This window comes from Clostridium beijerinckii, assembly GCF_008705175.1.
Classification (GTDB): domain Bacteria; phylum Bacillota; class Clostridia; order Clostridiales; family Clostridiaceae; genus Clostridium; species Clostridium beijerinckii.
This window is the reverse complement of record NZ_CP043998.1, coordinates 5,116,455-5,135,085: the sequence shown is the minus strand read 5'-3', so window position 1 is coordinate 5,135,085 and position 18,631 is coordinate 5,116,455. Positions and strand designations below refer to the sequence as shown.

Genomic DNA, 18,631 nt, shown 5'->3' with positions numbered 1-18,631 from the left:
TGGTATGAGGAGAGGGAAAGAAATGAATTATAAAACACAAATGGAAGCAGCTAAAAAAGGTATAGTTACAAAGGAAATGAAAATAGTAGCGGAAAAAGAAAGAATTTCAGAAGAAAAATTAATGAAACTTGTTGCAGAAGGTAAAGTAGCTATACCGGCGAATATAAACCATAAATCACTTAGCCCTGAGGGGATTGGTGATGGATTAAGAACAAAGATAAATGTAAACTTAGGAATATCAGGAGATTCGGTTGATTATTGCAGAGAGATGGAAAAAGTAAAAATGGCAATTGATTTTGGTGCAGAAGCAATAATGGATTTAAGTAATTACGGGAAGACTCAAGAGTTCAGAGAAAAGCTTATAGAATATTCTCCAGCTATGATAGGAACAGTTCCTATGTATGATGCAATTGGATACCTTGAAAAAGATCTTTTAGATATAAAAGCTAAAGATTTTCTTGACGTGGTGTTAGCTCATGCTAAAGCTGGGGTTGATTTTGTTACTATTCATGCAGGAATAAATAAAAGAACAGTTTCGCTATTTAAAGAAGATAAGAGAAGATTAAATATAGTATCAAGAGGTGGATCATTACTATTTGCTTGGATGGAGATGACAGGAAATGAAAATCCATTTTATGAATACTATGATGAATTACTTGACATACTAAGAGAATATGATGTAACAATAAGTCTTGGAGATGCTATGAGACCTGGCTGTATTGATGATTCAACAGATGCTGGACAAATTACAGAACTTATAGAGTTAGGATTATTAACAAAAAGAGCTTGGGAAAAAGATGTACAAGTTATGATAGAAGGACCAGGTCATATGGCAATGAATGAGATTGCAGCTAATATGCAAATTGAAAAAAGATTATGTCATGGGGCACCTTTCTATGTATTAGGCCCTCTTGTTACAGATATTGCACCTGGGTATGATCATATAACTTCAGCCATTGGTGGTGCTATTGCAGCAACACATGGAGCCAATTTCCTTTGCTATGTAACACCAGCTGAGCATTTAAGACTTCCTGATTTATCTGATGTTAGAGAAGGAATTATTGCATCGAAAATTGCAGCTCATGCAGCAGACATTGCTAATGGACTTCCAGGGGCTAGAGATAGAGATAATGCAATGGCAGATGCTCGTCAAAAACTTGATTGGGAAGAGATGTTCAAGATTGCTATTGATGGGAAAAAGGCTAGAGAATATTTTGAAAGTGTACCACCAGAAGATATGCATAGCTGTTCTATGTGCGGGAAAATGTGTGCAGTAAGAACAACTAACAGAATTTTAAATGGCGATAAAGTGGAGCTTCTTGACCAGAAATAAGATTTATATGAGGTATAATTATATATGTTGCAGTTGAATTTCTATAGTATTATTTTTATTGAGTACTTAGTTTACTAGAATTTTAAATGCAAGTTCATAATTGCAACATAGATATCAAGCAAAAGAAACTTGAAAAATTTTTACTTTTGAGAGGAGGTATTTTAGTAAGGATCATTAAAGAATGAATTCTTACTAAAAGATATTTATGAGTAATGAAATATCAATTAAAATAGGAAGTTTATTAAATGAAGTTAGGAATAAGAAACCACTTGTGCATAATATAACAAATTATGTTACAGTTAATGATTGTGCGAATATTTTACTTGCAATAGGTGCATCACCAATTATGGCTGATGATATAAAAGAAGCAGCGGATATTACTAAGATTTCATCTGCCCTTGTAATAAATATTGGAACATTAAATGAGCGAACTATTGAATCTATGATTGCATCTGGTAAGAAAGCAAATGAATTAAATATTCCAGTCGTTTTTGATCCAGTTGGAGCAGGAGCATCAGAATTTAGAAATTCAACAACAAAGAGATTATTAGAAGAAGTGAAAATAAGTGTTTTACGTGGAAATATGTCTGAGATTAAATTTATAAGCGGATTAGGCTCTACAACTAAGGGAGTTGATGCCTCAGAAAATGACGCAAGAACAGGAAATGATGAGGGAATAGATGTAGCTAAAAACTTAGCTAAAAAACTTCAGTGTACTGTAGCTATTACAGGTGCAACAGATATTATATCTGATGGAGAAAGAGTAGTTATACTTGAAAATGGAACTAAGATGTTATCTAACGTCACAGGAACAGGCTGCATGACAACTGCATTAATTGGAGCGTTTTGTGGGGCAGGTTCAGATTATTTTATAGGAGCAGTTTCTGGTATCATTTCAATGGGAATATCGGGTGAAATTGCTTTGGATAAAGCAGGGAAGATTGGAACAGGAAGTTTTCATATTGCAATTATAGATGCCATAAGCAATTTGACTTCTAATATCATTGAAAAGATGAATAAGATAAAGGAAATATAATAAACAATGTTTGCGTGTATATCATTGAAATGAAATACACGCATTAATGTGTGAACTTATCTAAAATATAATATGAAGGAGAGAGGAGTTTCATGAAACCTAAAATAGATTATAGTATCTACCTTGTAACAGATAGAGAGTTAATGAGTACAGAAACTTTAGAAGAAGCTGTGGAAAAAGCTATAATTGGAGGATGTACATTAATTCAATTAAGAGAAAAAGATTGTTCATCACTCGACTTCTATAATACAGCTGTGAGAGTTAAAGAAATTACAGATAAACACAATATTCCATTAATAATAAATGATAGAGTGGATATTGCACTAGCAGTAGATGCGGCTGGAGTGCATGTTGGACAAAGTGATATTCCTGCAGCAATTGTAAGAAAAGTCATAGGAAATGATAAAATCCTTGGAGTTTCAACAGGGTCTGTAAATGAAGCTCTTGAAGCAGAAAAAAATGGAGCTGATTATTTAGGAGTTGGTGCGATGTATTCAACTGGTACTAAAAAAGACGCAGATTCAACTAGTATGGATGAATTAAGAAAAATTAGAGAAAATGTATCTATACCTATAGTTGTAATAGGTGGAATAAATAAGGATAGAGTTAAGGATTTCAAAGGAATAGGAATTGATGGACTTGCAATAGTTTCTGCTATTATAGCAAAGGAAGATATTACTACAGCCGCTAAAGAATTAAAAAATGAATTTATTAAAATCTAACAATTAAATATATAGTATTTCAAAGGCACTGTTTACTGGAATTTCTGGTATAGTGCTTTTATTTTATTCTTATTTATACTGAGCATAAAATATATTTTGCAGAATATTGTCATATAGTATGTTTTGACAAATTATAGTAAAAAAATTAAACTTAAGATAGCATAAAGATTATAGTAGAATAGCAAGTTTAATGGAGTTTAATGACGATTAAAGTAATACTGCAGGTAATATCCATAGAGAGCTTGAAAGTAAGGATGTGCTTTGCTACGAAAGTTGGAAAATATATCAATAGAAAGTTAGGACTATCAATTTTGATAACGTCAGTAGTATTTATATTGGGATTAGCATATATAAAAAATCACAAGAACATAGGATCTAATGATATTGTCAGAAAAGAAAAAGAAGAATACGTGGAAAGAGAACGTGTATCGAAGAGTATAACAACAGTGGAGACAAATGATGATAGAATTCTTACACAAATAGGTAAAAAAAAGTTAATAGTAAATAGCTATTATAATATTGATGCTGCTTCAAATAGTAAAGAGGGTGATATGAGAGGCGTTGTAAAAGAAAAGTGGAGGCATATTAAGCCTAAGAAGGAATATACAATAGGCGTTTTGCTGCCTCACTTTGAAGATCAATATTGGGTCTCAGCGAATTATGGAATAATAAATTATGCAAAGGAATTAGGAGTGAAGGTAAAGTTATATGCAGTTGGAGGCTATATAGAGTTTGGAAATCAAAAAGAGGAGCTAATGGATTTAGCTGAGGATGATAAAATTGATGGAATAGTGTTTGCTACATTAGATAATACAAAATTTAATTCAGATGTAGAGAATATTGTTCATTATGATAAGCCTATTGTTGCACTAGTAAATGATATTAATAGTCCTGATATTAGCGCAAAAGCAATAGTTTCCTATTATGATATGGGATATAAAGCAGGAGAGTATGTTGTTGAAGATTCAGCAGGTAAAGATATAAAAATTGCATTTTTTCCTGGGCCAAAAGAATCAGGATGGGCATTAGATACATTAAATGGCTTTAAAGATGCAGTTTCAAGGTTAAAGAAAAATAATCAAAAGATAGATATTAGTAATCCTTTTTATGGAGACACTAGACCTGATGTGCAGCGATTACATATAACAAGCGTTTTGGAAAATAATGATGATTATGATTATTTAGTTGGTTGTGCTCCAGCAGTAATTGAAGCCGAAAAATTTATTGCTAAACGCAAAGAGAAATTTAAAAATATAAGAATTGTATCAACATACATGACAAGTGATGTTTTTAATCTAATAGAAAAGGGAGCTGTATTAGCTTCTCCATCAGATCAAACTATCCAACAATGTAGAATAGCACTAGATATGATTGTAAGAATTTTAAATGGAGAAAAGGCAGGGATAGATTTTCCATTCCAAAGTGGTCCGTGTGTGCCTATAATTTCAAAGGATAATATTTCAGAATTTGAGTATGAAGATCTATTTGGAAGTAAAGATTACATTCCAGTATTAAATCATATGGGTAAATAAGGGTTAAATTATGAGCGTAAAAAAGAAATTCAGGAATATGAAGATTAAGCACAGATTTACAATTTCAACATTAACAGTGGTTATAATTACCATGTTAATATTTGAAATAATAAGAATAATAATATTGGTTGCAGGAATAAATAAGGATTCAATGCAAAAAGTTGAAACAATCACTAGATTAGCAGCACTTAGCTATCAAGACCCAATTTGGAATTTAAATATTGTAGGAATTAAAAAAATTAGTGATGCATTATTTGAGGATGAGGAAATTGGTTATATTCAAGTTAAAGCTAAGGGAAATGGAGAAATATATAATAAGTATAAAAAAGATGATATATATTCTGAGCAGAATTTGATCATAAAGAAGGTTAATGTTTTAAAAGATGAAATACCAATAGGTGAGATAACTATAGGTATTACAAGGTATTATAAATCAAAAGTTATTGAAAATTACATAATTGCTACAATTATAAGAATCTTGGTAATGGTTTTACTTCTTTGGTTAGCAATAAGTATTGTTTCCCGTATTGTTACCAAGTCTATATATGAGTTGAGTGTAGGAACTGATGAGATATCAAATGGAAACTTGACTCACAGATTATTTATTAATTCAAGAGATGAAATAGGGGAATTGGCTATTAAATTTAATAATATGTCTCAAAATTTATATAATATGATTCAGCAGAGGAATGAAGCAATAAGTGAACTCAAATCTTCAGAAGAGAAATTCAATAAGGCGTTTAATTATAGCGCCGATGTAATAGCTATTGTAAGGTTTAGTGATAAACTATACATTGAAATAAATCAAGCGTTTTTACGCACTTTTGGATATAAACGTGAAGAGATAATTGGTCATTACTCCCATGAGTTTAACTTGTGGGAAAATGAAGAACATCATTTGAATGTGATTCAAATATTAGATAGTGGAGGTATGTTGCGTAATGAAGAGATAACTTGGAATACTAAATATGGAGAAGTTAGAGTTGGATTATTTTCAACGGAAATAATTGAAATTGACTGTATTGAATGCATAATATTTGTTTGGAATGATATTACAGAACGTAAAAAAATTAGCGAAGAGTTGAAACGCGTTAATGATGAACTAGAAGATAAAGTTAATGAAAGAACAAAACAACTTATGCAGACTCTTGCTGAGTTAGAAGATCAACATAATAAGCTCAAATCAGCTCAGTCAAAATTGATTCAATCAGAAAAGATGGCTAGTCTTGGTACTTTAGTAGCAGGGGTAGCACATGAAATTAATAATCCCATTAATTACATATATTTAAGTTCAAAAGTTCTGGATATGGATTTATACAATTTTAAAGAAGAACTTATGGAATTATTAGATGATGAGGATGATGATGTGTTAAATTTTTTCGAACAATATTTCAACAAATTTTCTAAATCAATAATTAATATTCTAGATGGATCTAATCAAGTAACAACCATAGTTAACGATTTGAGATTATTCTCTAGGCTTGATGAGGCTGTTAAAAAAGAGATAGATGTTTCAGAAGCTTTGGAAACGACAATAAGGTTAGTTAAAACTCAATATACTAAACAAATTAAATTTATTAAGAACTTTCAAACTCATAGGAAGATAGTGTGCTATCCTTCACAATTAAATCAGGTATTTTTAAATATAATTGTAAATGCGTGTCATGCTATAGTTGAAAAGCAAAATGACTTAGTATGTGAAAATAATGGATTAATAGTAATAAGAGTTTTTGACAATAACAAAGAAATTATAATCGAATTTTGTGATAATGGGTGTGGTATGACTAAAGATACAATATCAAGAATATTTGAACCATTTTTTACAACTAAACCAATGGGACAAGGAACAGGGTTAGGTATGTCTATATCATATGGTATTATTGAAAAACATAATGGAACTATTGATGTTGAATCTAAAGTGGGGGAAGGATCGACTATAACTATTCATATTCCTTACTAAAGATATTAATAATAAAATCAATAAGGCACCATAATCTAAAATTATATTTTAATTTCAGTAAGGAGAAGATAAATGAAATTTGTTATAAATAAGGACAAGCTTAGAGAACTTAATAAAACAGATAGTAAAGATAAAAAATATACAATACTATTAATTGATGATGAACTAGCAAATCTTGAGGCTTTAACAAGACTCTTAGAAGAAGAGTATGATGTAATCAAAGCAGAAAATGGGTTTGAAGCATTAAATATACTTAAAGATGAATCATGTTCTAAAAAAATCAATTTGATTATCTCAGATCAGCGCATGCCAGGAATGACAGGGGTTGAATTATTAAAGCAAACAATATCTATTGTCCCAAATGCAATTCGTATTATTTTAACTGGATTCATGGATGTGAAAGATATTATTGATTCAATTAATGAAGGGCATATTTATAAATTTCTTTTAAAGCCATTGGAGGCAGATGAGTTGTTAATTTCCGTAAAAAGGGCTTTGGAGACATATGAATTAAAAATGAAAAATATTAAGCTTATAGATGAGTTAAAGCAAACAAATAAGAAATTAAAGAAAAGTGAAGTTTACTTAAGCACTATTTTCAATTCGGTAAGTGATGCAATATTAATTCATGATTTTAATGGGATTATAGTTAACGTTAATGATACTGCTAATAGGCTATATGGATATCTACATGATGAACTAATTGGTATGAGTATAAAAGATATTATTTCAAAAAATTCACCGTACATATACGATGATATACTTAAATTGATTAATGATAGAAAGAAAAATAAGATTAATACTCCAGTAACCCTTGAAGCTATTTCAATAGATAAAAATCATAAAGAGTTTTGGGTTGAGAGTAATAGTCGTGCAATAATATTTAATGAGCAGAAGGCTATTATTGCAACTGTAAGAGACATAACTGAAAGAAAAAATACTGAATTAAAATCAAAAGAAGAGGCTTTGGAATTAGAAAAATTAAGAACTGAATTTTTTGCTAATATTTCTCACGAATTGAGAACACCACTTAATATAATACTAGGTGTGATACAAATTCTAAGAAGAGATCTTTTAGATAAAGAAAAACCGATCGACAAAGGAAAGATAATTAATAATATAGACATTGAAAGACAAAATTGTTTTAGATTACTTCGTTTAATAAATAATTTAATTGATTCAACTAAATTAGATGCAGGACATTTTCAGATTGATATGATTAATTGTAACATTGTCAGTGTCGTAGAAGAAATCACTCTGTCAGTAGCTGGTTATATAAGCAATAACAATATAAACCTTATATTTGATACCGATGTTGAAGAAAAAATTATTGCTTGTGATCCTGATAAAATTGAAAGAATTATGTTAAACTTACTCTCTAATTGCATAAAGTTTACAGATGATGATGGAAGTATATTTGTAAATATATTTGATGGAGAAGAATATATAACATTGTCTATAGAAGATACAGGTATAGGAATTCCAGAAGAAAAAGTTGAAATTATTTTTGATAGATTTAGACAAGTAGATAAATCTTTTACAAGAAATTATGAAGGCAGCGGAATTGGATTATCTCTCGTAAAGTCTTTAGTAGAGATGCATGAGGGCACGATATCAGTGGAAAGTAAATATGGGGTAGGAACTAAATTTACGATTAAACTTCCAGTAAAGGTATTAAATAAAAGTAAAGAAAGAGTTAATATAAGTAATAATATAATTAATACTTGTGTAGAAAAAATAAATATTGAATTTTCAGATATATATAAACAACATTTGTAGAGGAATAAGTAAAAAAGTACGAGATTATACTTAGAATTTGCAAATATATAGTCAATTAACGAAAAAGCAATATATTATATGTTTTTATGAAAATATATAAGAATTTGTGTATAATATATATGGCGAAATACATTAGTATAACGATGTTAAAGGTACTATTAATTGTTTGTTATACAAAAAAGGTGTATAATGTTCTGATTTGGACGAAATATATCTAGGGAGGGATTTTTACATGGAAATATTAGAATTGAAAAAAAATTTATACTGGACAGGAGTATTAGATGCCAATTTAAGGGTATTTGATATTATCATGGAAACAGAGTTTGGAACTTCTTATAATTCTTATTTACTTAAAACAAGTGAAAAAACAGTATTATTTGAAACTGCAAAGGCTAAGTTTTTAGATGGATATTTAAAGGCGTTAAATAAGCTAGTTGATATTAAGGATATTGACTATATTGTAGTAAACCATACTGAGCCAGATCATGCAGGGAGTATAGAAAAACTTATTGAAATGAATCCTAATATTAAGATTATTGGAAGCCAAGTTGCTATAGGATTCTTGAAGAATATTGTTAACAGAGAATTTAATGGAATAATAGTTAAAGAAAATGAGACTTTAAGCTTGGGTGACAAAACTTTACGTTTTATGTCAGTACCAAATTTACATTGGCCTGATACAATGTATACTTATATTGAAGAAGATAAGACTTTAGTTACTTGTGATTCATTTGGTTCTCATTATAGTTTTGAAGGAATTCTACTAAGTAAGGTTACAGATAATGAGGGATATTTAAGAGCTCTTAAATATTATTTCGATTGTATTATTGGACCTTTTAAGAATCCGTTCATGATTAAAGCATTAGATAGGATTAAAGATTTAGAAATTGATATGATTTGTACAGGACATGGTCCAGTTCTTGACTGTAGAATAGATGAAATTATGGAATATTATAAGAAGTGGTCTAATGTTTCAAATCCAAATCCTAGAAAGACAGTAATCATACCATATGTAAGTGCGTATGGGTATACAAAAGAATTAGCAGAAAAGATTGCAGAAGGAATTAAGGCTAGTGGAGATATAGATGTTAGAGTTTATGATATGGTAGAGGCAGATAAAGACAAAGTTCTTGAAGAACTAGAATTTGCAGATGGTATTTTATTTGGTTCACCAACAATAGTTGGTGAGGCTCTAAAGCCAATATGGGATTTAACTACTTCAATCTTTGCAAGAACTCATGGTAATAAACTAGCAAGTGCTTTTGGAAGTTATGGATGGAGTGGGGAAGCTGTTCCTCATATTATAGAAAGACTAAAGCAACTTAGAATGAAGGTTGTTGATGAAGGATTCCGTGTTAAATTCAAACCAAGTGAGAGTGAGTTAAGTGATGCTTATGATTATGGTTATAATTTTGGATTCCTGCTTTTAAATAAAGAAAATCTAAATAAAAATTAATATGTAATTGTTATTTTATTGGGACTTATTGTAATAAGTCCTAATTTTAGTTATCATATTTTAAAAATGACAAGTTAAAGAATGGGTTTTGACTTTGTTTAGAAAAGAGTACTAAGGCAAAGGTATGAGTAATTATGATTCTTAGAAAAGGAGATTAAAGAGAATGAGTATAGGATATGCATGTTTAACAATAGGAGTTCCAGATGCTAATCTAAAAAGCTGCACTGCTAAGAGTTTAACTGAAGAAAAGTTATTGGAAATAATATCGTATAATTTGAAATCTCTTAAAAATATAATTGAATATAATATAAAGAATAATATAAAGCTTTTTAGGATTAGTTCAGACTTAATACCATTCGGATCCAGTCATTTGAACCAATTATCATGGTGGAATATATTTTCCCAAGAATTTGGGGAAATAGGTAGAAAGATTATGGATAATGATATAAGGGTATCGATGCATCCAGGGCAATATACAGTGCTTAATTCTCCTAATGATGATGTTGTAAAGAGAGCAATTGAAGATTTAAATTATCATGTTAAAGTTTTGGATAACTTTGGAGTTGGAGAAAATCATAAAATTATATTGCATATTGGTGGAGTTTATAATGATAAAGAGCAGGCGATAAAAAGATTCGCAGATAATTATAAACGTTTGAATGATCAGGTGAAAGAAAGACTTGTTATTGAAAATGATGATAAATCGTACAATATAAATGATGTTCTTAAAATAGGAAATGGACTAAATATTCCAGTTGTTTTTGATAATCTTCATAATGAGATAAATTGTTATGATAGAGAAAAAAGCGATTCATATTGGATAAGTGAGTGCAATAAAACATGGAAAGAGAAAGATGGAAGGCAGAAAATACATTATTCTCAGCAAGACCCATTAAAAAAGGCAGGCTCTCATTCAAATACAATAAAAATTAATAAGTTTATAGAGTTCTATGAAAGTGTAAAAGGGAAAGATATAGATATAATGCTTGAAGTTAAGGATAAAAATTTTTCAGCTGTAAAGTGTATAAATTCTATAGCTGAAAATACTAAAATAAAAAAACTTGAGGAAGAATGGGGAAGATATAAATACAAGGTTTTAGAGAATTCTCCTTCAAATTACTTAGAAATAAGGAAGCTGCTTAAAGATAAAACTCAGTATCCAGCGGTTAAGTTTTATAATTATATTGAAGATGCCATGGAAGAGGAAATAACAATTGGAAATTCAATAAATACTGCATTACATGTATGGGGATATTTTAAGAATTTAGCAGATGATAAAGAGAAAATGAGCTTTTTAAAAAGTATTGAAGATTATAAAAATGGAAAAGTTTCAATAAAATTAATAAAAAATAAATTGTTTAAGATGGCTGTAAAATATAATGAATCATACCTTTTAAACTCGTATTATTTCCTATAAAATAGATTTATTAATTGTGAATTATAATAATTTTCTAGTATTTGATACAGTTTTACTATAAAAAAAGGTATAATATTTTCATATAGATGAAAGTTATAGGGAGGAATTTTATATGGAAATATTAGAATTAAAAAAGAATTTTTATTGGACAGGAGTTTTAGATCCTGGTTTAAAAGTATTTGATATAGTTATGGAGACAGAGTTTGGAACATCTTATAATTCCTACTTACTTAAAACAGGGGAAAAGACTGTATTATTTGAAACTGCCAAAGCTAAATTTTGGGATGGGTATTTAAGTGCATTAAATAAATTAGTTGATATTAATGATATTGATTATATTGTAGTAAATCATACAGAACCTGATCATGCTGGGAGTATAGAAAAGCTTATTGAAATCAATCCTAATATTAAAATAGTTGGTACACAAGTTGCTATAGGATTTCTAAAGAATATTGTAAATCGTGATTTTTATAGCATAACAGTAAAAGAAAATGATACTTTAGAATTGGGAGATAAAACATTACGTTTCATGTTCTTACCTAATTTACATTGGCCAGATACAATGTATACATATATTGAAGAGGATAAAACCCTTATAACTTGTGATTCGTTTGGATCTCACTATAGTTTTGATGAAATATTATTGAGTAAGGTTAAAGATAATGAGGGTTACTTAAGAGCTACTAAATATTATTTTGATTGTATCATTGGGCCTTTTAAGACGCCATACATGGTTAAGGCATTAGATAGAATTAAAGATCTAGATATTGATATGATATGTACTGGGCATGGTCCAGTTATAGATTGTAGGATTGATGAAATCATGGAACTTTATAAAGAATGGTGTACTGTAGTTAATCCAAATCCAAGAAAAACAGTAATTATACCTTATGTTAGTGCGTATGGATATACTAAAGAGTTAGCTGGTAAAATATCAGAAGGTATTAAAGATAGCGGAGATATAGATGTAAGATCGTACGATTTAGTAGAAGATGATAAGGAAAAAGTAATTGAAGAATTAGGATTCGCTGATGGAATTTTATTTGGAACACCTACTATAGTTGGTGAGGCTTTAGAGCCAATTTGGGATTTAACTATAAAGATGTTTGCTAGAACACACGGAGGAAAACTTGCTAGTGCCTTTGGAAGTTATGGATGGAGTGGTGAAGGAGTTCCACACATTATAGAAAGATTAAAACAACTTAGGATGAAGGTTGTGGATGATGGATTTAGAATTAAATTTAAGCCTAGTGATAGTGAATTAAGTGAGGCTTATGATTATGGATATAATTTTGGATGTATACTTCAAAATAAAGAGAATCCAAAGAAAAAATCAGCTAAAAGAACATTAGTAAAATGTTTAGTGTGTGGAGAAATATTTGATTCAAGTCTTGAAATATGTCCAGTTTGTGGTGTAGGAAAAGAAAATTTCGTACCAGTTGAAATAGATGATAGCAATTATAAAAATAATACAAATGAAATTTATCTAATTCTGGGAAATGGAGCGGCAGGTATAAGCGCTGCAACGTCTATAAGAGAAAGAAATGAAACTTGCTCTATAGTATTAGTTTCTAATGAAAATGTGCTAGGTTATAATCGTCCAATGCTTACAAAGTCAATGATAGCTAAATTTAATTCGAAACAAATTGCAGTTCATGATGAAGCTTGGTATAAAGAAAATAATATTACAAATGTTCTTGACAGAGAGTTAATTCAAATAAATGCTAAAGATAAAGAGGCTGTGTTTAAAGATGGAATTAAATTAAAGTATGATAAATGTATATATGCTTTAGGAGCTGAATGCTTTGTTCCACCAATTTCAGGGAAAGATAAGAAAGAAGTTATAGCAATCCGTAGGATTTGCGATACAGATAAAATTACAGAATTATTGCCAAAGGTAAAGAATGCAGTTGTAATAGGTGGAGGAGTTCTCGGACTTGAGGCTGCATGGGAATTAACAAAAGCAAAATGCAAGGTTACAGTATTAGAGCTTGCTGATAAATTAATGGGACGTCAATTAGATTATGAAGGCGGAAAATTCCTTGAAGAAATAATTAAAGGTCAAGGAATTGATGTGAGATTAGGCGTAAAAATTGATGAAATAGAGGGTGAAGATTCAGTTACTGGAGTTAGAATTAATGGAGGAGAAGTTATTGCAGCTGATTTAGTTGTTATATCTTGTGGTATTGTACCTAATTCTAAAATAGCTCAGGAAGCAGGAATTGATGTTAATAGAGCAGTAATAGTAAATGAAAAAATGGAGACTAATATTTCTGATATTTATGCATGTGGAGATTGTGCAGAATATAATGGGATAAATTATGGAATATGGCCACAAGCTCTAGAAATGGGAAAAGTAGCAGGGGCTAATGCAGCGGGAGACTCATTAACTTATGAAACAGTAGATGCAGCATTAACATTTAATGGAGCTAATACTTCACTGTATGCAATTGGTGACAACGGTAAGAACCCAGAAATCCAATATAAAACAGTTGAATTTAAAGATCCGGTTAAGAAGACATATACAAAATATTATTTTGCAAACAACCGTTTATGTGGAGCTATTTTAATTGGAGATACTAGCAACTTGGCTAAAGTAACTCAAGATGTGAAGGAAAGTAGATTATTTAAAGATATGTTTAAATAGAAATTTAAGATAATTTAAATTTGGAGATAACGAAATTAATTTGAATTTGGTTATTCTATTCTAAGGCTGCTGGCAAAATGTCGGCAGCTTTTAATTTTTGAATTATTGTTATAATGCACAATAGATTAAATAAATTGAAGAAGTAAAACAGTTATAATAGTTACTATTATACTATTAAAAGCCAGACTTTCAGAGTTTAATAATATTAAACTTATGAAGAAAGACTCGCTGCAGCGGCAGTTTCACGTAAGAAGGCATAGATATTTAAAAGCTGTGCATAGTATGAAAATTCAACTAATAAAGTAGCACATAAGATTTAAATTAAGAGCCTATTGTTCAAATACACAAAAAAAAATGTCAAGTAAACAATATCAAGGTCTTACTAAATATATTATTATGTATATGTTAGTAAACGTTAACTCGCTTACACGGTATAATAAAGGATAAATTTGTATAATTATTAAATTTGAGGAGGAAATATAATGGCAGTTATTCATTGGAGTGGAGCGATTATTGGATTAGTAATCGCTATAATACTAATTTTAAGGAAAGTGAATCCTGTATATGCACTTTTTGGAGGCGCTGTTATAGGCGGACTAATTGGTGGTGCTAGTTTAGCTAATACAGCACAGGCTATCATTGAAGGTACGAATAGCGTAATGGGAGCAGTTGTTCGTGTAATAGCAGCAGGAGTGCTTGCAGGTGTATTAATTGAATCTGGAGCAGCAGAGAAAATTGCTGAGACTATAGTAGAAAAATTTGGAGAGAAAAAGGTTCTCTTAGCAATTGCACTATCAAGCATGATAATCACAGCGGTTGGAGTTTTCATACCGGTTACAGTTATTATAGTTGCACCTATAGCACTTCCTGTGGCTAAAAAAGTTGGAATCACTAAATCGTCTATACTTTTAGCTATGATAGGAGGAGGTAAGGCTGGAAATATAATTTCTCCAAATCCTAATACAATTGCGGTAGCTAAAGGATTTAATGTTGAATTAGCACAAGTTATGATAGGAGCATTTATACCAGCAGTAATTGGGCTTATAGTTACATATTTTGTTGCAACGTTAATTAGTAAAAAAGGAGAAATGATTAAAGAATCGGAAATACCAGTTAGAGTAGATAATAAGATAAAGCCAAGCTTTGGAAAGGCCATGGTAGCACCAATAGTTGCTGTAATATTATTAGCACTTAATCCTATAGCGAATATGTTGCATTTGAAATTCTTAGCAACTATTCAAATAGATGCAATGTATATATTGCCTATAGCAGGATTAATTGGATTGTTTGCAATGGGACAACGTAGTAAGATTCTTGAGTATACAACATCAGGATTAAATAGAATGACACCAACTGTAATGATATTAATTGGTGCTGGAGCAATAGCGGGGATTATTTCTAAATCAAATTTAAGTGATGCAGTAGTATATTGCATTCAACAAACAGGGATTTCGGGAATATTTTTAGCACCCATATCGGGTATATTGATGGCAGCAGCTACGGCTTCAACATCTACAGGTGCAATTGTAGCGACAGGAACTTTTGCGAAAGCAATACTAGCTGTTGGTGTCGCACCTTTAAGTGCAGCAATTATGATCAATACAGGAGCTGTAGTTATCGATCATCTACCTCATGGTAACTTCTTCCATGCATCAGCAGATGCAGTAAAAATGAATATAAAGGAACGTATGAAATTAATGCCATATGAATCTATAGTTGGAGGATCTATGGTTATCGTATCAATAATAATATACGGTTTTATAAAATAATAATATAAGTAAAATTTATTCAGTTTAATAATCTCACAAAATATAAAAATTTAGTTAGGAGCGTTGAAAATGAAAAAAGATTTAGTTATTGTATTAGCACCTGATTCTTTTAAAGAGAGCATGACAGCAAAAGAAGCTTGCGAGGCAATGGAAAGAGGAATAAAAAAAGCAAACGTTAATATAAAATGCTTACATGTGCCTATGGCTGATGGTGGAGAAGGAACTATGCAGTCATTAGTAGATGCTACTAATGGAGAAATATATTCATTAAAGGTAATGGGGCCCCTTGGTAATGAAGTAGAAGCACAGTATGGTATTTTGGGAGATAAAGAGATAGGAATATTGGAAATGGCTAGTGCAAGTGGAATACATTTAGTACCACCAGATAAGAGGAATCCTTTACTAACTACAACTTATGGTACTGGACAACTTATAAAGGCATGTTTAGATAGAGGTGTAAAAAAACTGTTAATAGGTATTGGCGGAAGTGCTACTAATGATGGTGGAGCAGGAGTTATACAGGCACTTGGAGGAAAACTATTAGATGATAAAGGCAATGAATTAGCTCTTGGTGGTGGAGAATTAGGAAAATTAAATAGTTTAGATTTAAAGAATTTTGACCCAAGATTAAAAGATGTTGTAATTGAGGTAGCCTGTGATGTTAATAATCCTCTTTGTGGTGAAAAAGGAGCTTCAAATGTATTTGGACCACAAAAGGGAGCAACACAGGAAATGATAGAAATATTAGATGATAATTTAAGACATTATGCAGATGTAATAAAAAAAGAATTGGGAAAAGATGTTTTAAATGAACCAGGATCTGGAGCAGCTGGAGGGCTTGGAGCTGGACTTATGGCATTTCTAAATGGAACTCTAAAAAAAGGTATTGAAATGGTGATAGAATATGCTTCATTAGAAGAAAAAGTTAAAGAAGCAGATATGGTATGGACCGGAGAAGGAAGCATAGACTTTCAAACTCAATACGGTAAAACACCTTTAGGTGTTGCTACAATTGCTAAAAAACATAATAAGCCGGTAATTGCATTAGCGGGAAGAGTTGGTGAAGATATAGAAGTTCTATATGAAAGTGGAATAGATTCAATATTTGGAATAACTAAGGGCGCAACTTCGTTAGAAGAAGCTTTGGTAAAAGGTCAGGAGAATATTGAAAAGACTGCTGAGAATATAGTTAGGCTTATGAATCTACTGTGATTAATCCAATATAAGTATAATATTAAAAGTGCGTTTTATTTTAAGACGCACTTTTAATTTATATATTATGATAATGTAGATATTGCTTTTGCTTTATAATCTAATTATTATATATACTTAGCTTTGTTTTAGTGTTAAAAAGTATAATAATAGGTATTGTATATAGATAACACAATCATAAACTATGCTTAAACCATGAGTATCTTACAACTAGAACATAAGTATATTATTAATTTCGGTGAGCTATACGCATAAGTATAGATTATAGTTGGGTTATCTTTGTATAGATATCCAATTTAAGAATTAGACTTATTAGATGAACATATTTGCAAATTTTCTAAAACTTTGAGTTCATATCTTCACTAGAAATCATAAATATATTTGTGGAGAAAACATTTGAAAATGAGCTGTTAAAGGTTCTTAGCTGTAGGTTGTTCCAATTTAGCTTGTCAAACTGAAAGTTGGAACATGCTAAATTGGATACAACCTGCTGCTTAGAAATTTCAGCGATATTTTCATAGCTTTTCGGAACAAAATATTTATGATTTCGGTAAGTTATCACATCAGTTTAGTTTTAAATTTGGATATCTATAGATAGAAAAATTAAGAATTAGATTTATATTTTTCAATAGATACTATACTAATTATAGCTTTGAATTCTTATAATATAACTATAGATTAGAAAGGGATGGTTGATATGACGTTATCTAAAACCATAGCACAAAAAATTGTTTTAGAAATGATGAATGTAATTCCTTATAACATAAATGTTATGGATGAAAGTGGAATAATTATAGGCAGTGGTGATAGTAAAAGGATTGGGAATTTGCATGAAGGCGCCAGGAAAGCTATAGATAACCAACAAATAAACGAAGTCTTTGAAGAAGATGACAGAATGAAACCTGGAGTTAACGAACCCATTATTATCAATGACAAAGTAATAGGTGTGATCGGGATAACTGGTCACCCTGATGAGGTGAGAAGATTCAGTAAACTTGTTCGTGTAACAGCAGTTTTATTAATAGAGCAATCTAAAGCAGATGAGGAAATTCAGAACAAAAGATTAAGTATGCAGAAATTTTATAATGAACTAGCTCATAGAAAGACAAAGTATGATGAAAATTTCCATCAAAGAGCTAAAAGCTATGGAATAGATCTTACGAAAAAATGCAGAGTTATTCTTGTGGATGGAAATATAAATTCTCGAAGCTTTAAAATATTGTATCAAAAGTATTCAAGTTATAGTGAGGTTGATAATAGAATAGCATTTTTTGTTACGTCTAAGGATCTATATAATGGATTACTAGAGAACTTAAAAACAAATAAAGATGTAAAGAGAATAAGCATTGGAGCAATGGAAGATGTTGCAGCTATCTCGCTAGAAAGTGCGGAATTGGCAATGGAATTTGGTGCGAAGATAAAATCATCAAGCTTAGTGTATAGCTATGATGAATTGAGATTTTTTATAAAATTATCACATGACAATAAGTTACCTTTGATATCAATGATGTCAAATCTTGATAAGGCAGGGAATAAATTAGAACTTATTCAAACTATACAGGCATATATTGAAGAGAATGGGGATATCGGTAATGTGGCTAATAGATTAAATATACATAGAAATACTTTAAATTATAGGCTAGAAAAAATAAAAAAATTAACGGGGAAAAATCCGAAAAATTTATTAGAATTGTTTGAGTTGTTGTGTGGGTTAATTTGGAGATAATCATTTTATGTTTAAGATTTTAATTATGTGGTATATACTAGT

The 18,631-nt window shown here is 30.3% G+C and carries 12 protein-coding genes; all 12 read left to right on the top strand.

Translation table 11 applies throughout. The annotated features are described in order from the left end of the window. Window positions 1–22 precede the first annotated feature (22 nt). Window positions 23–1,333, top strand: coding sequence for a phosphomethylpyrimidine synthase ThiC (gene thiC, locus F3K33_RS22980; protein ID WP_039770025.1), 1,311 nt, complete (start codon window positions 23–25; stop codon window positions 1,331–1,333). 205 nt (window positions 1,334–1,538) lie between these two features. Beyond that, window positions 1,539–2,369 carry a hydroxyethylthiazole kinase gene (thiM, locus tag F3K33_RS22975; RefSeq protein ID WP_012060644.1) on the top strand — a complete coding sequence of 277 codons (831 nt, stop codon included), beginning with the start codon at window positions 1,539–1,541 and terminating at the stop codon, window positions 2,367–2,369. 92 nt (window positions 2,370–2,461) lie between these two features. After that, window positions 2,462–3,091, top strand: coding sequence for a thiamine phosphate synthase (gene thiE / locus F3K33_RS22970; RefSeq protein WP_039770000.1), 630 nt, complete (start codon window positions 2,462–2,464; stop codon window positions 3,089–3,091). A gap of 200 nt (window positions 3,092–3,291) precedes the next feature. Next, window positions 3,292–4,623, top strand: a complete 1,332-nt coding sequence (torT, locus tag F3K33_RS22965; RefSeq protein ID WP_039770002.1) for a TMAO reductase system periplasmic protein TorT — start codon at window positions 3,292–3,294, stop codon at window positions 4,621–4,623. A gap of 10 nt (window positions 4,624–4,633) precedes the next feature. After that, on the top strand, window positions 4,634–6,583 hold the full coding sequence (locus tag F3K33_RS22960; protein ID WP_039770004.1) for an ATP-binding protein: 1,950 nt from the start codon (window positions 4,634–4,636) through the stop codon (window positions 6,581–6,583). A gap of 72 nt (window positions 6,584–6,655) precedes the next feature. After that, window positions 6,656–8,362, top strand: a complete 1,707-nt coding sequence (locus F3K33_RS22955) for a hybrid sensor histidine kinase/response regulator (RefSeq protein ID WP_039770006.1) — start codon at window positions 6,656–6,658, stop codon at window positions 8,360–8,362. Between the two features lie 232 nt (window positions 8,363–8,594). Further along, window positions 8,595–9,818, top strand: coding sequence for an FprA family A-type flavoprotein (locus tag F3K33_RS22950; RefSeq protein WP_012060639.1), 1,224 nt, complete (start codon window positions 8,595–8,597; stop codon window positions 9,816–9,818). Between the two features lie 163 nt (window positions 9,819–9,981). Then, a complete protein-coding gene (gene uvsE / locus F3K33_RS22945) occupies window positions 9,982–11,235 on the top strand; it encodes a UV DNA damage repair endonuclease UvsE (RefSeq protein ID WP_039770009.1) in 1,254 nt (417 codons plus the stop codon). A gap of 112 nt (window positions 11,236–11,347) precedes the next feature. Further along, window positions 11,348–13,882 (top strand): FAD-dependent oxidoreductase, encoded by a 2,535-nt coding sequence (locus F3K33_RS22940; RefSeq protein ID WP_023973872.1) that lies wholly within the window; start codon window positions 11,348–11,350, stop codon window positions 13,880–13,882. 482 nt (window positions 13,883–14,364) lie between these two features. Beyond that, the gene (locus F3K33_RS22935; protein WP_023973871.1) at window positions 14,365–15,651 is read left to right on the top strand and encodes a GntP family permease; all 1,287 of its coding nucleotides are present in this window, start codon (window positions 14,365–14,367) and stop codon (window positions 15,649–15,651) included. A gap of 69 nt (window positions 15,652–15,720) precedes the next feature. Next, window positions 15,721–16,863, top strand: coding sequence for a glycerate kinase family protein (locus tag F3K33_RS22930; protein ID WP_023973870.1), 1,143 nt, complete (start codon window positions 15,721–15,723; stop codon window positions 16,861–16,863). Between the two features lie 697 nt (window positions 16,864–17,560). Next, window positions 17,561–18,589 carry a CdaR family transcriptional regulator gene (locus tag F3K33_RS22925; protein ID WP_012060632.1) on the top strand — a complete coding sequence of 343 codons (1,029 nt, stop codon included), beginning with the start codon at window positions 17,561–17,563 and terminating at the stop codon, window positions 18,587–18,589. Window positions 18,590–18,631: the final 42 nt, after the last annotated feature.